Source organism: Pseudomonas sp. NBRC 111119, assembly GCF_001320125.1.
Classification (GTDB): Bacteria; Pseudomonadota; Gammaproteobacteria; order Pseudomonadales; family Pseudomonadaceae; genus Aquipseudomonas; species Aquipseudomonas parafulva.
The window spans coordinates 1-15,902 of record NZ_BCAV01000078.1 but is presented as its reverse complement, the minus strand read 5'-3'; the positions used below and the strand labels follow the sequence as shown (position 1 = coordinate 15,902).

Genomic DNA, 15,902 nt, shown 5'->3' with positions numbered 1-15,902 from the left:
CGAGTTGACGTCTACCAGGGCGAAGATAGGTCGGGAGCTGTCAGCAGACATGCTTGGTCAGGTCCCAGGTAACAACCCCGAACACATCAATCGAGCCGTACTGATCGGGGGTGATGGTTTTATAGTCCGGGTGGGCCGATTCCAACAGCCAACGATCATCGGGGGCCTTGGCCAGCCGTTTCACAAGCGGTTGGTTATCCACGTAGGCCAGAACGATCTGGCCGGTTCTAGCAGTGATCGATCGGTCTACGATCAGCACCCCGCCGTCGTAGATTCCCGCGTCACGCATGCTTTCGCCCTGGACACGCACAATCCAAACATGCGGCGCCCGAATATTCAGCAACTCATCCAAGGAAATCGGCGGCTCATAGTAATCAGCTGCAGGGCTGGGAAAGCCGCCTGCAGCTGTTCCGGCGAGTACCGAAATGAGCTGGCTTGAGTCTCGAAGGGGCTGAATAGATACAACGTTCATGGGGCACCGAATTGATACTGTTTGCATATACAGTAATGCAGGCCGTACGGCGCGGCTAGAGCCGCCTGGACAAAAGGCGGATCTTTCCGTCTGCAGGAGAATCCACACCATATCGAGTGCCATTGAGGCGCAGGTGTCATGGCTACCAAGAAAAGTGCGGTCCCTGCTCGCATCCAGCCGCAGCTGGTGGCCTTGGTGACACGGCCACCAGCCGGCGACTGGGCTTACGAAATCAAGTTCGATGGCTACCGCATGTTTGCCCGCATCGATGCCGGCGTGGCTCTGTTCACTAAAAACGGTTACGACTGGACGAAGCGGATGCCGCGTCTTGCCCAGGACCTGCAGTCACTTCCCATCCGTGGCGCTTGGTTAGATGGTGAAGTGGTCGTGCAAGACGACGACGACCGACCAGCGTTCCAGTCCCTGCAGGAAGCCTTTGCCATCGGCGACACCGACCGCTTGATCTACTTCGCCTTCGACCTCTTGTTCATCGACGGCGTGGACCTCAGACCCCGGCCTGTCGAGCAGCGCCGCAACCTGCTACGGGTATTGCTGGAACAGGTCGACCTTGACCAGGTGCGGTTCTCAGAAACCCTCGAAGCGGATCCGGCGCATTTGCTGGCCAGCGCTTGCGCGCTCGGTATCGAGGGCATAGTAGGCAAGCGGTTGGGCAGTACCTACGCCGGAGAGCGGGATGGCTCATGGATCAAGCTCAAATGCGTGCAGCGGCAAGAGTTCGTGATCTTGGGCTACACCCGGAGCTCTGCCGGCATCGGCTCGCTGCTGATCGGTCTGCATGATGACGCTGGCCAGCTGCAGTACGCTGGTCGTGTCAGGTCGGGATTCACCGGACGCGAGCTGGACAGGCTCAAAAATCGGCTCGGCCCATTGGTACGGAGAACGTCGGCTTTACGTACGCCGCCCAAGCTGCAGGGCGGCGTCGTGGTATGGGTAGAGCCTCAGCTTGTGTGCGAGGTGAAGTTTGCCGAGTTGACCCCAGCCGGCAAAGTTCGCCACGCCGTGTACATCGCTCTGAGGGACGATAAGCCGGCATCGGCCATCAGTCTGGAGAGCGACACCGACCCTGTGTAACCAGGCGAAGATGCGCCGGGAGGCGATTGTGTATGAGGTTCATATCGACGCCGAGGCCTGTGTTATCCAGTGTGAAATCACGGATGTGATCGAGGCCGATCCTAACCCAGGCTTATGGTCCAGCGACTGGGACGCACAGGGATATCGCGAGCTGGAATTCAGGGTGCTTTCTGGTGTGGCGTACGACGCAGATGGTCACCCCAGCGATCTAGGCCGCAACGGCTGCGCCGAGGTGGCCGACCGTTACGCGGAGTTCATCGAGGACGATTTATGGCACCAGCTGGACAACGAGCGAGGCGAATAGCGGGCAAAAGAAAACCCGCGTTGGCCGAGGCCTCAGCGGGCTTTCTCCGTCAGTCAGGTATTAGCCGTTCCAACTATCGCGAATCGCCTCTACCAGGAGCTTTGCGAGCACCTGAATAGAGAGATTCTTTAGGAAATTTTTCATCTCCAAAGACCTCGATTGGGGCCTCTGTCCCTATCAATGCTTTTCCGGAACACATGGCACTGACAAGAGCATTGTCAGATGATCTTTGCGAGACGCGGGCGGGGCTGGTGTTAACCGGGGATCAAATCCGCGCGGGTTCCTACGCCCGCGTCCCTGGCAGTGAATCTTTAGACGGGAAGCACCCCACCCGGCTCGCACGTCACAACTGACTGCTGGCGATCTTACCGGCTCCGCTGTCGCTGTGCCATCACAAAACGGGTTGGCGAGCATTTCTATGGGCAAAAAAAAACCGCCGTAGGAGGGCGGTTTTTTCGGCATCGCGGTTAGGAGCCGCTTTGCCAGGTCTCGCAAAGATCATCTGACTGGGTTCATGGTTGCAAAAGTTGACACGTATGGCAACTCTTTTTTGAGTAATTCCCCAGTAAACGCTAGGGGAAACGAGGCAGCGCGCTATGGGCGTGCCCCCATTCGGGGGGCGGCTGTCGTGAACCAAGCCCCGGCCAAAAGCACGCCGGGTCTTGGCCCTTCGGGCTTCCATCCTCACGCCTCCGGCCTACGGCCTGCGCGCTCCGCTTGCCGGTCGTTCCAGGGCAACCACTGCGGCTAGCTCAGCAACCATCGGTAGGAAGCGGACGCCCCAATGGCCTATCCGCCACCAGGCCTTGCCTGCAAGGGGCTTTCGCGGCATATCCTCGCTCGCTACGCTCCCTGCGGTATTCCACGGTCCCCTTGCACGCGGCCTGGCTCTGGATAGTCCGGGCTTACCGCGTCCTACCGAAGGCTGCCGAGCAGATCCACCCAGCGGTGGTGTGCTTCCATTCCCAAAGAGCAAGGCGGCATCCGCTTCGCGGCTGCTGCTTTGAAAAGCGTTTGTTTCCCGCGCCCCACGCTCGGCATTAAAGCAGATCGGCAAGAGCGCCTGCGGTCAAGCGCTCAATGCCATGCAAATCGATCAGAGGGAGTTGGCCAGGTCGTACACGCCGGTTACAGCGAACCAAAGGCCGATACCCGCAGCAAGCGCCGTATACAAGGGCAACCGCTTGTGTTTGTCCGTGTAGCCATCGCTGAATCTGTTCTGCTTCGGGGTGATGGTATAGAAGAACCCTTGAATGGCCTTGGGCAGGAGGATCAGGAATGCAAGACCCTTTAGGCTCAGTTCAGCGTTATCTGTCCACGGGAATCGGGCCAGCCAAAATGCGCAGCCAATCCACAGGAGCCAGCCCCAGGCGAAAAGCGCCTTGGTTTGGTTCGGGGAAATAGTCTTTTCCATGTCAGCCTCGCTTGTCCGGGCGACCTTCATTCCAGGTCATCCAGTAAAAAATGACGATGCCGACAACGGCGCCTAATGGGCCAATGCGCTCAGTCCAGGCAATCGGAAGAAGGGTAGGGAGGGCCAGTTTCAGGCCGATCACAATCATGGTTGCAACGATCCACCCAAACCCGGCTGCAACGGGGGTGAGCAAAATGCGTTTGACGATCAGGTCCGTGTTCATAAGTACCCCCTTTTATCCGATAAGTGTGGCGATGAGATCTATCACTTTCGAATCACGCGCCATCACCCACGCGAAAACCGCCAAGGTCAGCAGCCCGTAAATCCACCGACGTTGTTGATCGGGGGTGACTTCGGCCCCGCTCTCCGGCCATATCGGCGGGATATCACCCTGGAGGAATTTGGGGAAAAGGCCCATCAACGCGAACCAGGCCCAATCGAAACCAGCAGGCCCAGCGTAGGGCGACTTGGTGGCGATCCAAGCAGCTAGGCCGAGCCAGGCAGCCCATGCGCATGCGCGTATGACCCCCTTCTTTTTCGACGTTAAAGCGATCATGTAACCTCCTTGTTCACAACGATTAGTGTACCGGCTCAACGTGCTTGCGGGTCGTAAGATCCAGGCCAACGGCACGCATTACGGCCAGCAGGGTTTTCAAAGTCGGGTTGCCCTTGTCCGAGAACGACCGGTAGAGGTGTTCGCGGGAAAGGCCAGATTCATTGGCAAGGGCGGTCATCCCTTTGGCGCGGGCTACGACACCCAGGCATTTTGCGATATAGGCCGCATCGCCCGTTTCGAATGCGTCCTCCATGAATACCGCGATGGACTCCGCATCAGTCAACGCATCAGCGGGGTCGTAGTCGTAAAATTGTTCTTTCATTCATCGTCACTCCACTGGCTGGCCAACGCTTTAGCGGTTTCGATATCCCGCGCTTGGCTGCTCTTGTCCCCACCACACAGCAACAGGACCAGTTGGTTACCGCGCTGCTGAAAATACACCCGGTAGCCGGGGCCGTGATGGATGCGCAGTTCGCTGATCCCCTGGCCCACTGGTTGAACGTCCCCAAGCAGACCATTTGCAACGCGGAAGACTCGCGCAGCGATGATGGCTTTGGCCTGCTTGTCTCGCAGCTTGCGTTCCCAGTTCCTGTACGTGGCGGTTTGTTTAATTGTCTTCATGGGCTCAATTGTAGCTTATAAATCACGGCTAGGCAAGATTCTCGCACGCGAGAAAGTCAATTAATAGTAAATATAATATTGACCATAAGTTGACGCAAGGGTGATTTTTTAGGATACTGAATCCGTCGAAGCAATCCCGTCTCGACAGCCTGGAACCAGCGGCGGCAACCGCTCCGGGCAACACTGCGAAGGAGTTCGAAGCATGTCTATTTTCAAAGAGTTGGCGTTACCTTCTACGCTTGACGATCTGCTAACTGCCCGCGAGGAAGCGCTACGGCTGATCACTGATGCACGCCGCATGCTGGAGCTGGCCCAGGAAGTTCTAGCGCCCCATGGTCGGCATCTGATGCCTCACGCTGCGCAACTCAGGGAAGACCAGGACAGGGTGCGCCGCGAACTGGACACCTCCCTATGGCGCCGGGCGTTCGATATGACAGGCTTTAAGCAACTGATGGACGCCGAGGCCGTCGCGGAGTTTGAGAAGAGCCTTTGCCCATCCCCGCCTGAATTCACCGCGTCGACGATCACCGCGACGTTCATCGACTTGCGCATAAACGCCGAATCCATGTTCCAGCGTGGGGTTTTCAATGTGTTCCGGTATCTCTCCGACGACTACCGCACCAACGCAAAAGAGCCGTTTCGCATCGGCCAGAAAGTGATCATGGAAGGGATGGTCGAACCTTCGTTCAAAAGTGGCCTTTGCATCCGGTACGGTTCATGGGCCAAGGACAAGCTCAATGACCTTGACCGGGTATTTCAGACGCTCGATGGCAAGCCCTTCCAGGCGCACGCATTGACCTCAGCTATGGATGCAGCTTTTCAGGCTGGGGAAGTGTTCGAGAACGAGAACTACCGGGCCAAGGCGTTCAAGAAGGGCACCCTCCACCTGGAGTTTCTGCGCCTGGATCTGCTGGACAAAGTGAATGAGCAGATTGCCGAATATTACGCCGGCAACGTGCTGCCAGACGCCCGCGCTGCGTAGTAAAAAAATGTCACTATCAGTCAAATTAGATTTGACTGATAGTTGACTTGTTGGGGTTCCTTTGCGATACTTACCACGTCGAAGCAATTCCGCTTCGACAGCCCGGAACCAGCGGCGGCAACCGCTTCGGGCACACTGCGAAGGAGTTTCCATGAGCGCCTATATCCTGAATCGTTTTCACATCTCCGCCATCCTCATGTTCACCTGCAACGGCAAGCCGGATGCAACCACCTACCAGCTCCTTGCCGATAAAGGCCAGCAGCTGCTTGACGAAAACATCCGATCCGTACGCACGCGCTACCCTCGCGAAACGTTCAAGGGCGAGCTGTTCGGCCTGGATGAAACTGTCCCCAAGCCCACCCCGCTCGAAGCCCTCAAGCTCATCCAGTGCCTGGAATATCAGTCCAATCAAAACCCCGACTATTACGCGACCCAGGCATTTCGCACCCTGCATGAAATTCGCCGCGTAGCGCAGTCCAAGCTGCCGGGCTGGGATCAGGCGAGCTGGGATCTGGTCTGATGGCCGCGAATGCCCAGCAGGTAGCGCCGCCCATGTGGCGCTACTCCCTGCGCTGGTGTCTGCCTCACTTGCCATGCCCCGGTGACTTCGAGCTGCTGGTGATCGAGGCGCCGGCAGGGCAGAAGCTCCCCGAGGAAATGCGCAAGGCGTGGGAGGCCCGGCCCGAGGGTTACGGGGTCTGTCTCGACTTTCCCGCCTCTCAGGCGGTCAAGCGCTGGAGCGCCGAGGCAAAAGGCAAGGTCAGGCGCAAGAACCTGGAGCGGCGGGTTGAAAAGCAGGCTCCGCTGTTTGCGGACGAGCTGATAGCCCGCGAACTGGCCCAGCGTCCCGCCTATTTCGAAGGCAAGTAATCTAAAAGCCGGTACATGCGGCGGCAACCGCTCCGGCACAGCGAAGGAGAATCCCGCAATGACTACATACCGTGTCGTATGGGCCGTTGATATCGACGTTGACGGCGATCATCGAGCAGCCGCAGAGGCGTGCGCACGCCACTACTTCCAGCCGCGAATTGCAGATGGCGATCCCGACAGCGCATGCGTGTTCAAAGTGACGGGACCAGACAACAAGCCCGCCGAGGTCGACCTGGTGCCGAGCTTGTGCGATCTCATTGGTGACGACACCGAGTAAACGTAACCCAACAGTGCCCGGATCCAGCGGCGGCAACCGCTCCGGGCACTTGCGAAGGAGTACGCATGAACGCAATCAGCCGCGGCTGCCCCTCGGGCGGCGCTCACCCTGTTTTATCCCTCGCCCAGGTCGAGGCCCTGCGCGCTGCGCTGGCCGGTCGGCTGCTGGCCGTGTGTTTCGGATCGGGCGTGGATTCCACGGCCATGCTCGTAGCCCTGCACGCGGCAGGGCTGCGCCCGGATATCATCACCTTTGCCGACACCGGCGCGGAGAAACCCGAGACGTTGGCCCACATTGAGGCGATGGATTCAGTGCTGCGTGCGTGGGGCTGGCCGTCCGTTAGCGTGTGCCGGAAGAAACCGAAGCCCACCACCGGATACCAGGATCTTTACGGCAACTGCATGGCCAACGAGACATTGCCTAGCCTGGCCTTTGGCATGAAATCTTGTTCGGTGAAGTGGAAGCAGGTTCCCCAAGATCAGTTTCTCATGGGCGCCCGTTCTGGCCCGAACGCCAGGCCAGCGCATCCTGTGTGGGAACGCGCCAAGGTGACGGGGCAACGCATCGTCAAGCTGATCGGTTACGACTGCGGCAAAGCAGATCTGCGCCGCTCCAAAGCGCTCAAGCCTGCGGACGCAAACTTCGATTATGTCTACCCGTTGCAGCTGGTTCGCTGGACTCGCCGCGATTGTGTGCGTGCGATCACTCATGCGCTCGGCGCGGACCTGGTACCGATCAAATCCGCCTGCTTTTTCTGCCCAGCTTCCAAGCACTGGGAACTCTATTGGCTTGCCGCGAATCACCCCGAGCTGCTGGAGCGGGCGCTGTTGCTTGAGCGCAACGCCCTCACTGGCAAGCACAGCCGATTCGACGCAGTACAGTTTGGCGCCTCATGGGAAGACCTAGTGCGAAATGCCGATGGCTTCCCCAGCACGACGACAACGGTAGGGCTAGGGCGTAGCTTTGCCTGGAACCAGTGGGCCAGGGTCAATGACGTTGTAGACGAGCATTTTAACGTCAGGCGAGCCGCTGCCGATCGAGCGCGTTTTGCGGCGTTGTCCGACAGTTTGCGGGATCCAGATAATGCCCTGGACTCGCGTACGCCGGGCATTCCCGTTGTCGATATCACTAACTCTGAGCAGTTAGAGCTGTGGTAAATTATTAGTAAAAATAGATTTGACTACAAGTTGACATTGAGAATGGCCTTTGCGATACTGGGAACCGTCGAAGCAATCCTGCTTCGACAGCCTGGAACCAGCGGCGGCAACCGCTCCGGGCGCATTGCGAAGGAGATTCAAACAATGGCTATCGAAACCCACCTGTTCTATTTCAGCTCAGCCACGCAGCTGCGCGATTTCTCCGGCTTCACCGTCGAGCCGTCCCATCAAGCCCGCCCAGGGCAAGAACCCTCCACCGTCACCATGTACACGGTCGTCGCTCAGCGCTCCGGCATCGGCCAGCGCGAAGTCATCGCAGAGTTCCCGCTGGAACTGCATGCCGAGATTTTCCGCGACATGGCCGAGGCGACAGCCCGCGCCCTCTGACCACAGCCCCGCCCGGACCTTGGGTCCGGGCCATCGTGACGGATGACGAACATGCTTACAAAGTATGTGCTCAAGCACTTTCATTTCTGCTGCGGGCTTGGCGGCGGCGCCAAAGGCTTCAACCAAAACAAGGAAGTGGTCGGCCACCTGCAGGCGGAATGGCGCTGCATTGGCGGTGTCGATGTGGACGCCGGCGCGCTGCGTGATTTCCAACGCCTGGCCGGTGTACCAGGTACGCAAATGGACCTGTTCACCCGCGAGCAATACACCGCCTTCCATGGCAAGGAACCGCCAGCAGACTGGCGGGAGGCAACCCCGGCTGATATTCGCCGCGCTGCGGGCTTTCAGGATCCTGATGTGGTGTTCATCAGCAGCCCCTGCAAAGGCGCTTCTGGCCTGTTGTCCGAGGCGTTGAGCCTAACCCCCAAGTACCAGGCCCTCAATGAACTGACGTTGCGCTGCGTGTGGCTCATGTGCGAGGCCTGGCAGCACAACCCGCCCGGCCTGATCGTGTTCGAGAACGTGCCGCGCCTGGCCACCCGTGGTCGCCACCTGCTCGATCAGATCGTTCAGGTGTTGAACTTCTTTGGCTATGCCGTGAGCGAGACAACCCACGACTGCGGGGAGCTGGGCGGCCTGGCCCAAAGCCGCAAGCGCTTTCTGCTGGTGGCCCGGCACGTAGAGAAAGTGCCACCGTTCTTGTACGAGCCGGAAAAGAAATCCCTGCAATCGGTCGGTGCTGTCCTTGGCCGCATGCCGCTGCCTGGGGATATCGAGCGCGCTGGCCCAATGCATCGGGTTCCAGCGCTGCAATGGAAAACGTGGGTTCGCCTTGCCCTGGTCGAGGCAGGCAAGGACTGGCGCAGCCTGGATCAGTTGGCCATCGAGGACGGTTATCTGCGCGACTTCGTGATAGTGCCCGAGGCGTTCTCGGGGTATCTAGGCGTGCGTAACTGGGGTGATTCAATGGGCACCGTTGCCGGCCAGACAGGGCCAACCAATGGCGCATTTTCGGTTGCAGATCCGCGCAGCCCGGCACACGCCGCGCAGTACCAGCAATATGGCGTACGGCGCTGGGAGGACTCGAGCGGCGCAATCATCGGCATCAAGTCGCCAGGGCAGGGCACGTTCAGCGTGGCCGATCCGCGTGGAGCAGCTGGTGGACACGGGAAATACAGCGTCACCCGCTGGGATGGCTCGGCACGCACCGTCATTGCCGGCAGCACGACAGGGCAGGGCGCGTTTGCCGTACAGGATCCGCGCCCAGGCTTGCGCCGCGTGAAAGGCGATGCCTACCTCACCGGGGGCCACTATGGCGTCGTGCCGTGGGAAGGCCTGGCCGGGGCAGTATCCGCCAGTGCGCGCCTGGACAATGGCCGCTGGAGCGTTGCCGATCCGCGCATGCCAGCCGCCAATGATCGATTGACCTGCGTGATTCGAAGCCTCGACGGCACCTGGCACCGCCCATTCACCACGCTGGAAATGGCGGCGCTGCAAAGCCTGGTTGACCCGGAAGAAATGCTTGAGCTGGACGGTTTGAGCGACCAGGCGTGGCGCGAGCGGATCGGTAATGCGGTACCACCGAAAGCCGCTGAGGCAATCGCCGGTGTAATGGCCCAAACCCTCCTGCTGGCCAAGCAGGGTGAAACCTTCCTGCTCAGTCATATGCCGGTATGGGTTCGCCCCGTCGCGGTCGGCCTGTCGCTGGCCAGCGAACTCGACAAGGCAGCATAACCAACCTACAGGCGCCTCAGCCCGGGGCGCCTAACTCAGCCCGGAAATGACGGCGGCAACCGTCCCGGGAACCCACGCGAAGGAGTAACACCATGTTCCGCGATCTCACGATGAGCAAAGCCCAACGTTCCAGCCAGGCCCTGCATACCGCTGCGCGGTTGGCAGAGCATCGGAAGAAGTGGTATTCAGCCGCCGAGCTTTACGAAGCAGCCGCATCCCTTTGGCCAGGCAAAGGCATCAGTTTGATGCGCCGCGCCGAACAGTGCCGCTCCCTGGTTGTCGATGCCAGCGATGAAATGGAATTTGAGGATTGAGCCATGGACGAACGAACGGAACAGCAACTGACCGATTATCTCGATACCCTGTTGTGGCTGGAGACCGCCTCCGTGGCCGAGATCGAAGGTGCCTTATCCACGGCCTCCGCCACTGTACGTGAGGACCTGGAGCTGGGCATTCAGTGCATGATGGACTCAGACCGTCCCGGCTTGGCCAACTACTTTCCCAACCTGGTCAGTCGGCCCACTTCGCTGTCAGTCATCCGCCAAAAATTCTCAGCTGTCGCACTGGCTATGGATCAGCTTGAGGACTCGATGCGCCGGCGACAAACGGATCCTACCTATCCGTTAATGGGTTATGGCGCGGTTCTTGGTACGTTGGCCAAGTTGCAATACCTGAACAAAATCACACCATCGCAGCGGGAGTTGCTGCTCAGCGAACTGGCTAGCCTCAAAGCTGGCGGCATGCGTCTGGACAATTAAGGAGGCGTCATGAACCGCATGGCTAAACGTCGGAATCGGTTACCCGTGATCCTCTGCGTAGCTGGGGGCATTCTCATTTTCGTGGTTGAAATGTTTTCGTCCTGGCACATGACCGAACGGCGCGTAGCGCGAAAGAACCAGGAGAAGGCTCGGTATCTGCAGGAGCATTCGCCGCCAAAACCAGCCAATACGCACCTAGAGGTATTCATGCCGCCAGGGGCTTCGCACAATACCTCACACACCATCAAGGAAGCGGTTTCGCCTTGAGCCATCATGGGCGTGCCCCTGCGGGGGCGGCTGTCGTGAACCAAGCCCCGGCCAAAAGCACGCCGGGTCTTGGCCCTTCGGGCTTCCATCCTCACGCCTCCGGCCTACGGCCTGCGCGCTCCGCTTGCCGGTCGTTCCAGGGCAACCACTGCGGCTAGCTCAGCAACCATCGGTAGGAAGCGGACGCCCCAATGGCCTATCCGCCACCAGGCCTTGCCTGCAAGGGGCTTTCGCGGCATATCCTCGCTCGCTGCGCTCCCTGCGGTATTCCACGGTCCCCTTGCACGCGGCCTGGCTCTGGATAGTCCGGGCTTACCGCGTCCTACCGAAGGCTGCCGAGCAGATCCACCCAGCAGTGGGGCGCTTCCATTCCCAAAGAGCAAGGCGGCATCCGCTTCGCGGCTGCTGCTTTGAAAAGCGTTTGTTTCCCGCGCCCCACGCTCGGCATTAAAGCAGCTCGGTAAAGCGGTCAAGCGTTCGGATCAAGAAAAAGCAGATTTCTCGCGTGCGAGAAACGCGACAATCGGTCAATATAGATTTGACCAATAGTTGACTTTAGTTAGGCGTTGGGCGATACTACTCATGTCGAAGCAATTCCGCTTCGACGGTCTGGAACCAGCGGCGGCAACCGCTCCAGGCAAATCGCGAAGGAGTTTACGCATGACTATCACCGCTCAAGCACCCGCCCTCAGCTTCAACAACTGGCTCACCTCAGCCGACTTTCTGAACTTCGCCAAAAAGATCTGGGCGCCTGTCGTGGATTCGAACATCGAGGCGATGGAGCGCAAGGTTGACGATCTCTACGGCGCGGCATGCGGGCGCTTTCCAACCTATGACACCATGGTGCACAACGCCTTCTGTGCGAGCATGGATGACGAGTTCGGCACCGATGAGCATGCCGAGGGAGTGGCAGAAGCGTTCGCGTACGCCCGCGAGGCTTATGGCTATATGTCCGCCAGTGAAAACGAAGCACAGCGGCAGGAGGACGCGGATAACGGCCTCTGCTGGCACGGCCTGGACGTAATGACCTGCCCTTGCGGTTGTTTCGAGAACGATTAATTCAAACGGAAAAGGAGATTCATCATGGCCCGTGGCGTAAACAAAGTGATCCTGGTCGGTACTTGCGGGCAGGATCCCGAGGTCCGCTACCTTCCCAATGGCAACGCCGTGACCAACCTCAGCTTGGCCACCAGCGAGCAGTGGACCGACAAACAGACCGGCCAGAAGGTCGAGCGCACCGAGTGGCACCGTGTGTCGCTGTTCGGCAAAGTGGCCGAAATCGCTGGTGAATACCTGCGTAAAGGTTCGCAGTGCTACATCGAAGGCAAACTGCAAACCCGCGAGTGGGAAAAGGACGGCATCAAGCGTTACACCACCGAAATCATCGTCGACATCAACGGCACCATGCAGCTGCTCGGCGGTCGCCCGCAAAACCAGCAGCAGGGCGGCGACCCCTACAACCAGGGCGGCAGCAACCAGGCCCCCCGCCAGCAAGCCCCGCGTCAGCAGCCACCGCAGCGCCCGGCACAGCCGGCGCCGCAGCCAGCGGCAGACTTTGACAGCTTCGATGACGACATACCGTTCATGGATCCGTACCGCTTCAACTGGCACCTCCAATAACCATCCATCAACGAAGAAGCCCGGCATTAGCCGGGTTTTTTGTTCGACAAATGGTCAATTTAGATTTGACTAATAGTTGACTTCTGTTTGTGCCTTTGCGATACTAACCCCGTCGAAGCAATCCCGCCTCGACAGCCTGGAACCAGCGGCGGCAACCGCTCCAGGCAAATCGCGAAGGAGATTCAAAAATGCGTCTATCCAGCAACTTCCGTAACCCTTGCATGGTCCGCAGCGACAGCCCGCTGAGCAATGACGAGATTGCCCGTGTTGCCCCCTCAATCTTTGCCGAGGAAGCACACGAAAGCCGCTCCGATCGCTACCGCTACATTCCCACCGTTGACGTACTGGAAGCGCTGCGCAGTGAAGGCTTCATGCCATTCATGGCATGCCAAACCCGCGTGCGTAACACCGACAAGCGCGAACACACCAAGCACATGATCCGCCTGCGTCACGCCAACACCATCGTTGCCAAAGAGGCCAACGAAATCATTCTGCTGAACAGCCACGACGGCACCAGCAGCTACCAGATGATGGGCGGTTGCTTCCGTTTCGTGTGTGCCAATGGCCTGGTGCTGGGTGATGCCGCGATGGATCAGAAAGTTCGCCACAGCGGTCGCCAGGACGTTATCGGGGATGTGATCGAGGGCGCTTATGAAGTCCTGAATCAGTTCGAGCTGATTCAGGATCAACGCGAAACCATGAAGGGTATCCAGCTTGGCAACGACCTGCAGCACGCATTTGCCGAGGCTGCACTTGCCTACCGCTATGACCCGGCAGACGGCCCTGCTCCGGTTACTGCACGCCAACTGCTGGAACCACGTCGCCGCGAAGACGCTACCAATGACCTCTGGTCGACCTTCAACCGCGTACAGGAAAACACCATCAAGGGAGGGCTGCGAGGCCGCAACAAGCAAGGGCGCCGTACCAGCACCCGTGCCGTGACCGGCATTGACCAGGACGTAAAGCTTAATCGCGCCCTGTGGGTACTGGCTCAGCACCTGCGCCAAGCCGCCTAACTGCCACAGGCCGGGCGCGCAGCGCGCCCGGTCTGCCCCATGCAAGGAGATCGCAGCCATGCAAAAAGTTTTCTATGTACCTGGTCAAACCGCAATCATCGATTACGTCCGTCAGATCGGCCCCAATGTATGGGCCGCTCGCGGAACCTGGCTCATGCTGCCAGAGATCCAGCTAAGGCACCCCGGCGCTGTGCTGGGGGATGAAGTAGGCTTTCTGCAAGCACAGGAAGCCGCCCACGGCACCCAGCCGGCGCGCATCACCGAAACCCGGTATGACTTCGCGCTAAGCCGCGCTCAGGTGCTTGATTACAAGGCCGGCGAGGCCGGCGATTCGTTCATACTGCAGGCCCCCGAGGTTGGCGACCTGGTGCGCGTGTACGCCCGTTCAAACGGGCTTTACTGGACGTTCCTGGCGCTGCCAACGATCACGCATTGCGAGATCTGGCAGCGGATCCGCGAGCAGGGGGCCGCGACTGATTGACTACTGACACTAGGAGCTGATGAATGCAGCCGATGTACACCAAAGAAGAATGGAAGAAGGTTGCGCCCCTGTTTGCTTCCAAGCGCCTGGCCATCTCGACTGTCGAGGTGGCCAAGGCCGTTCTGGTCGATGGCCAGCGCATCACCGACGTAGCCGAGGCCAGAGGGATGACCAAGCAGACCGCCCACGCAGCGGTTAAGCGCGTGCGGAAAATCCTTGAAGAACAGGGCGCCGGCGAACTGGTACCCGTTCTTGTGTGGCTGCCCCCCGAGCTGGCCGAGCAGGTACGGGAAATGGCCAAGCCATTCCCGCAGCCTGCTGCCCCGAAAAAGTAGGTCGATAGGAGAGAGGTTCATGGAGAGAGCTACTAAATCTGCTGCTGCACTAATGCTATGGAGTGCGCTTGTGGTTGCCGCCCTACATTTCACCTGGCCAGCGGCCACGCTACCGGTCGAAGAGATCCCAGCACTACCTGGAGTTGAGCAGTGCGGGTTCGATAAATTCGAGAATTGCTTCGCCAAAGCCGTCACGCAGCGTCAGTGGATTTTCACGCGCCGTAATGAGTTCGCGGAATCTTACCCGGAGAGAACCCACAACCATCTGTTGATCGGTGCGATTGCCTGGGTAGCCCCAGTCGCCCTGTTTTTTGCGGTCCGTCAATATCGGCAGGGCCTCGGCAAAAGTCGGAAGGAGAAACGTAATGTCGTTTGATGCACTCTTTTTTCCCGGCGACCGGGTTCATTCGGTTTCCATTCATAACGTGACCCTTGTCGGTGGCCAGCTTAGCGAGGACGGGGTAACGCCCCAAATGATCGTTGAGTACCAGGGGAAACAGCATGTTTTGCGCGCCACTCGCCCAGTGTACGAGAAGGACATAGGCAAAGTGGGATACGTGCTGCCATCACAATTTCCGTCTGCAGCCGAATACGGCTCCACGATTTTCCGGGCATACCAGGATCAGAGCCTGCGCCGCGTATACGAACTGGACACCACGAACGACGAATATCACATGGTGCCGCTTAATCATGGAAAGTGGCCTCATCATCGTGCTCATCTGCAATGCGGTTGGCGTTGCGACAGTCGGCCTACCGGCTTTCTCGCACCGGCAGGGCTTGTGCCCGGGGCCAATGGTGAGTTCGTACCGGACGAAACGGAAGTCGTATCTGTGCGCATCCCCCCCGAATTTGAATGGGAAGCACGCCGGCATCAGATGAAAGCTGCCGATCTGCTCGAAAGCTTTATCGGTGACCTGGCTGGCATCCAGAACTATGCAAACAAACCTCGGGCTGATCGCTTCGGTAGCAACGGCAGCGATGAACGCATGCTGGCCGAAAACTGGCTGGAGCGTGCGCATGGTATGAAGGCCATCGACCCGGACCAGTTGAGCCAGCAGATCGAAGAAGCCGAGGAATGGGACGCGCAGCAGGACGAATGGTCGGAGCTGCTGGGCGAATACGCTGATCGAGGCGGTGATCCTCGCCAGTTGCTGGAAGCCGTTGACGGTGTGCTGACCAAGCTGGACGAGTTGGGGCCTGATTTTGTGCTGGATCTGCAGGCCGAGGTTGAAGCGACTCAAACCCTACCCAAACTCACCGAGTTGAATCCCTCGCAGCTGGCGTACCTTGAAAAGTGGCTGGCCAGCAACGGCCCGAACAACCTCCTGAAATGGCCTGGTTGGCATGACGCCCGACTTGGCCAGGCTCCGAAAGACGTTTGACTTCCTCTCTTGTGCGTGCCCCCTTCGGGGGGCGGCTGTCGTGAACCAAGCCCCGGCCAAAAGCACGCCGGGTCTTGGCCCTTCGGGCTTCCATCCTGGGGGAACCGCAGAATTCGGAAAAAATCGTACGCTAAGCTAACGGTGTTCTCGTGACAGCTCTTTGACTAGGCTTTCTAA

The 15,902-nt window shown here is 59.1% G+C and carries 25 protein-coding genes; 19 read left to right on the top strand and 6 right to left on the bottom strand.

Translation table 11 applies throughout. The features are described 5' to 3' along the window. Nucleotides 1-40 precede the first annotated feature (40 nt). Complete coding sequence (locus tag APH25_RS24205) at nucleotides 41-472, bottom strand: LexA family transcriptional regulator (RefSeq protein WP_042857716.1); 432 nt, start codon at nucleotides 470-472, stop codon at nucleotides 41-43. Nucleotides 473-610: 138 nt separating this feature from the next. On the opposite strand from APH25_RS24205, the gene ligD reads away from it, so the two are divergent. Next, nucleotides 611-1,564, top strand: a complete 954-nt coding sequence (gene ligD / locus APH25_RS24200; RefSeq protein WP_050516192.1) for a non-homologous end-joining DNA ligase — start codon at nucleotides 611-613, stop codon at nucleotides 1,562-1,564. A gap of 28 nt (nucleotides 1,565-1,592) precedes the next feature. Beyond that, the gene (locus tag APH25_RS24195; RefSeq protein ID WP_141562827.1) at nucleotides 1,593-1,868 is read left to right on the top strand and encodes a hypothetical protein; all 276 of its coding nucleotides are present in this window, start codon (nucleotides 1,593-1,595) and stop codon (nucleotides 1,866-1,868) included. Between the two features lie 1,096 nt (nucleotides 1,869-2,964). Here APH25_RS24195 and APH25_RS24190 read toward each other — a convergent pair. Genes APH25_RS24190 through APH25_RS24170 form a run of 5 tightly spaced genes read right to left on the bottom strand, consistent with a single transcriptional unit; the run spans nucleotide 2,965 to nucleotide 4,459 of the window. Beyond that, nucleotides 2,965-3,282, bottom strand: a complete 318-nt coding sequence (locus APH25_RS24190) for a hypothetical protein (protein ID WP_042857718.1) — start codon at nucleotides 3,280-3,282, stop codon at nucleotides 2,965-2,967. A 1-nt stretch (nucleotide 3,283) separates the two neighbouring features. Beyond that, nucleotides 3,284-3,505, bottom strand: a complete 222-nt coding sequence (locus tag APH25_RS24185; protein WP_042857719.1) for a hypothetical protein — start codon at nucleotides 3,503-3,505, stop codon at nucleotides 3,284-3,286. 12 nt (nucleotides 3,506-3,517) lie between these two features. Then, entirely contained in the window at nucleotides 3,518-3,838 is a 321-nt protein-coding gene (locus APH25_RS24180; RefSeq protein ID WP_047710214.1) for a hypothetical protein, read from the bottom strand. A gap of 22 nt (nucleotides 3,839-3,860) precedes the next feature. Further along, complete coding sequence (locus tag APH25_RS24175) at nucleotides 3,861-4,160, bottom strand: addiction module antidote protein (protein WP_042857721.1); 300 nt, start codon at nucleotides 4,158-4,160, stop codon at nucleotides 3,861-3,863. Next, a complete protein-coding gene (locus APH25_RS24170; RefSeq protein WP_042857722.1) occupies nucleotides 4,157-4,459 on the bottom strand; it encodes a type II toxin-antitoxin system RelE/ParE family toxin in 303 nt (100 codons plus the stop codon). The genes APH25_RS24175 and APH25_RS24170 overlap by 4 nt, the downstream gene beginning before the upstream one ends. A 202-nt stretch (nucleotides 4,460-4,661) precedes the next feature. On the opposite strand from APH25_RS24170, the gene APH25_RS24165 reads away from it, so the two are divergent. From APH25_RS24165 to APH25_RS25585, 17 genes are all read left to right on the top strand, one after another. Further along, nucleotides 4,662-5,441 carry a DUF4942 domain-containing protein gene (locus tag APH25_RS24165; protein WP_042857723.1) on the top strand — a complete coding sequence of 260 codons (780 nt, stop codon included), beginning with the start codon at nucleotides 4,662-4,664 and terminating at the stop codon, nucleotides 5,439-5,441. Nucleotides 5,442-5,592: 151 nt separating this feature from the next. Further along, nucleotides 5,593-5,961, top strand: a complete 369-nt coding sequence (locus APH25_RS24160) for a hypothetical protein (protein WP_042857724.1) — start codon at nucleotides 5,593-5,595, stop codon at nucleotides 5,959-5,961. Then, complete coding sequence (locus APH25_RS24155; RefSeq protein WP_199520587.1) at nucleotides 5,961-6,311, top strand: theronine dehydrogenase; 351 nt, start codon at nucleotides 5,961-5,963, stop codon at nucleotides 6,309-6,311. Before APH25_RS24160 ends, APH25_RS24155 begins: the two co-directional genes overlap by 1 nt. 58 nt (nucleotides 6,312-6,369) lie before the next feature. Next, nucleotides 6,370-6,588: a hypothetical protein gene (locus APH25_RS24150; protein WP_042857725.1), complete on the top strand. Its 219-nt coding sequence runs from the start codon at nucleotides 6,370-6,372 to the stop codon at nucleotides 6,586-6,588. A 65-nt stretch (nucleotides 6,589-6,653) separates the two neighbouring features. Then, on the top strand, nucleotides 6,654-7,745 hold the full coding sequence (locus tag APH25_RS24145; protein ID WP_202808232.1) for a hypothetical protein: 1,092 nt from the start codon (nucleotides 6,654-6,656) through the stop codon (nucleotides 7,743-7,745). Between the two features lie 144 nt (nucleotides 7,746-7,889). Continuing rightward, on the top strand, nucleotides 7,890-8,132 hold the full coding sequence (locus APH25_RS24140; RefSeq protein ID WP_042857726.1) for a hypothetical protein: 243 nt from the start codon (nucleotides 7,890-7,892) through the stop codon (nucleotides 8,130-8,132). Between the two features lie 51 nt (nucleotides 8,133-8,183). Then, nucleotides 8,184-9,866 (top strand): DNA cytosine methyltransferase, encoded by a 1,683-nt coding sequence (locus tag APH25_RS24135; RefSeq protein ID WP_042857727.1) that lies wholly within the window; start codon nucleotides 8,184-8,186, stop codon nucleotides 9,864-9,866. 92 nt (nucleotides 9,867-9,958) lie between these two features. Then, the gene (locus APH25_RS24130; RefSeq protein WP_042857728.1) at nucleotides 9,959-10,180 is read left to right on the top strand and encodes a hypothetical protein; all 222 of its coding nucleotides are present in this window, start codon (nucleotides 9,959-9,961) and stop codon (nucleotides 10,178-10,180) included. 3 nt (nucleotides 10,181-10,183) lie between these two features. Continuing rightward, the gene (locus tag APH25_RS24125; RefSeq protein WP_042857729.1) at nucleotides 10,184-10,624 is read left to right on the top strand and encodes a hypothetical protein; all 441 of its coding nucleotides are present in this window, start codon (nucleotides 10,184-10,186) and stop codon (nucleotides 10,622-10,624) included. Between the two features lie 9 nt (nucleotides 10,625-10,633). Next, entirely contained in the window at nucleotides 10,634-10,891 is a 258-nt protein-coding gene (locus tag APH25_RS24120; RefSeq protein WP_047710215.1) for a hypothetical protein, read from the top strand. 660 nt (nucleotides 10,892-11,551) lie between these two features. Then, entirely contained in the window at nucleotides 11,552-11,950 is a 399-nt protein-coding gene (locus APH25_RS24115; protein WP_050516197.1) for a hypothetical protein, read from the top strand. Between the two features lie 24 nt (nucleotides 11,951-11,974). After that, complete coding sequence (locus tag APH25_RS24110) at nucleotides 11,975-12,511, top strand: single-stranded DNA-binding protein (RefSeq protein ID WP_042857730.1); 537 nt, start codon at nucleotides 11,975-11,977, stop codon at nucleotides 12,509-12,511. Between the two features lie 188 nt (nucleotides 12,512-12,699). Beyond that, nucleotides 12,700-13,527 carry a DUF932 domain-containing protein gene (locus APH25_RS24105; RefSeq protein WP_042857731.1) on the top strand — a complete coding sequence of 276 codons (828 nt, stop codon included), beginning with the start codon at nucleotides 12,700-12,702 and terminating at the stop codon, nucleotides 13,525-13,527. A gap of 58 nt (nucleotides 13,528-13,585) precedes the next feature. Next, a complete protein-coding gene (locus tag APH25_RS24100; RefSeq protein ID WP_060483619.1) occupies nucleotides 13,586-14,008 on the top strand; it encodes a hypothetical protein in 423 nt (140 codons plus the stop codon). A gap of 23 nt (nucleotides 14,009-14,031) precedes the next feature. Then, nucleotides 14,032-14,343 (top strand): TrfB-related DNA-binding protein, encoded by a 312-nt coding sequence (locus APH25_RS24095; RefSeq protein WP_042857733.1) that lies wholly within the window; start codon nucleotides 14,032-14,034, stop codon nucleotides 14,341-14,343. A 19-nt stretch (nucleotides 14,344-14,362) separates the two neighbouring features. Further along, nucleotides 14,363-14,719 carry a hypothetical protein gene (locus APH25_RS24090; protein WP_047710217.1) on the top strand — a complete coding sequence of 119 codons (357 nt, stop codon included), beginning with the start codon at nucleotides 14,363-14,365 and terminating at the stop codon, nucleotides 14,717-14,719. Continuing rightward, a complete protein-coding gene (locus tag APH25_RS25585) occupies nucleotides 14,709-15,725 on the top strand; it encodes a hypothetical protein (protein WP_144399940.1) in 1,017 nt (338 codons plus the stop codon). Before APH25_RS24090 ends, APH25_RS25585 begins: the two co-directional genes overlap by 11 nt. Nucleotides 15,726-15,902 lie beyond the last annotated feature (177 nt).

What these genes read in the sequence shown, in the direction of transcription:
- APH25_RS24100 (WP_060483619.1), top strand. Translation starts at nt 13,586, where the DNA reads ATGCAAAAAGTTTTCTATGTACCTGGTCAAACCGCAATCATCGATTAC.
- APH25_RS24135 (WP_042857727.1), top strand. Translation starts at nt 8,184, where the DNA reads ATGCTTACAAAGTATGTGCTCAAGCACTTTCATTTCTGCTGCGGGCTT.
- APH25_RS24105 (WP_042857731.1), top strand. Translation starts at nt 12,700, where the DNA reads ATGCGTCTATCCAGCAACTTCCGTAACCCTTGCATGGTCCGCAGCGAC.
- APH25_RS24140 (WP_042857726.1), top strand. Translation starts at nt 7,890, where the DNA reads ATGGCTATCGAAACCCACCTGTTCTATTTCAGCTCAGCCACGCAGCTG.
- APH25_RS24125 (WP_042857729.1), top strand. Translation starts at nt 10,184, where the DNA reads ATGGACGAACGAACGGAACAGCAACTGACCGATTATCTCGATACCCTG.
- APH25_RS24185 (WP_042857719.1), bottom strand. Translation starts at nt 3,505, where the DNA reads ATGAACACGGACCTGATCGTCAAACGCATTTTGCTCACCCCCGTTGCA.
- APH25_RS24170 (WP_042857722.1), bottom strand. Translation starts at nt 4,459, where the DNA reads ATGAAGACAATTAAACAAACCGCCACGTACAGGAACTGGGAACGCAAG.
- APH25_RS24130 (WP_042857728.1), top strand. Translation starts at nt 9,959, where the DNA reads ATGTTCCGCGATCTCACGATGAGCAAAGCCCAACGTTCCAGCCAGGCC.
- APH25_RS24120 (WP_047710215.1), top strand. Translation starts at nt 10,634, where the DNA reads ATGAACCGCATGGCTAAACGTCGGAATCGGTTACCCGTGATCCTCTGC.
- APH25_RS24095 (WP_042857733.1), top strand. Translation starts at nt 14,032, where the DNA reads ATGCAGCCGATGTACACCAAAGAAGAATGGAAGAAGGTTGCGCCCCTG.
- APH25_RS24165 (WP_042857723.1), top strand. Translation starts at nt 4,662, where the DNA reads ATGTCTATTTTCAAAGAGTTGGCGTTACCTTCTACGCTTGACGATCTG.
- APH25_RS25585 (WP_144399940.1), top strand. Translation starts at nt 14,709, where the DNA reads ATGTCGTTTGATGCACTCTTTTTTCCCGGCGACCGGGTTCATTCGGTT.
- APH25_RS24150 (WP_042857725.1), top strand. Translation starts at nt 6,370, where the DNA reads ATGACTACATACCGTGTCGTATGGGCCGTTGATATCGACGTTGACGGC.
- APH25_RS24145 (WP_202808232.1), top strand. Translation starts at nt 6,654, where the DNA reads ATGAACGCAATCAGCCGCGGCTGCCCCTCGGGCGGCGCTCACCCTGTT.
- ligD (WP_050516192.1), top strand. Translation starts at nt 611, where the DNA reads ATGGCTACCAAGAAAAGTGCGGTCCCTGCTCGCATCCAGCCGCAGCTG.
- APH25_RS24110 (WP_042857730.1), top strand. Translation starts at nt 11,975, where the DNA reads ATGGCCCGTGGCGTAAACAAAGTGATCCTGGTCGGTACTTGCGGGCAG.
- APH25_RS24205 (WP_042857716.1), bottom strand. Translation starts at nt 472, where the DNA reads ATGAACGTTGTATCTATTCAGCCCCTTCGAGACTCAAGCCAGCTCATT.
- APH25_RS24155 (WP_199520587.1), top strand. Translation starts at nt 5,961, where the DNA reads ATGGCCGCGAATGCCCAGCAGGTAGCGCCGCCCATGTGGCGCTACTCC.
- APH25_RS24180 (WP_047710214.1), bottom strand. Translation starts at nt 3,838, where the DNA reads ATGATCGCTTTAACGTCGAAAAAGAAGGGGGTCATACGCGCATGCGCA.
- APH25_RS24160 (WP_042857724.1), top strand. Translation starts at nt 5,593, where the DNA reads ATGAGCGCCTATATCCTGAATCGTTTTCACATCTCCGCCATCCTCATG.
- APH25_RS24175 (WP_042857721.1), bottom strand. Translation starts at nt 4,160, where the DNA reads ATGAAAGAACAATTTTACGACTACGACCCCGCTGATGCGTTGACTGAT.
- APH25_RS24115 (WP_050516197.1), top strand. Translation starts at nt 11,552, where the DNA reads ATGACTATCACCGCTCAAGCACCCGCCCTCAGCTTCAACAACTGGCTC.
- APH25_RS24090 (WP_047710217.1), top strand. Translation starts at nt 14,363, where the DNA reads ATGGAGAGAGCTACTAAATCTGCTGCTGCACTAATGCTATGGAGTGCG.
- APH25_RS24190 (WP_042857718.1), bottom strand. Translation starts at nt 3,282, where the DNA reads ATGGAAAAGACTATTTCCCCGAACCAAACCAAGGCGCTTTTCGCCTGG.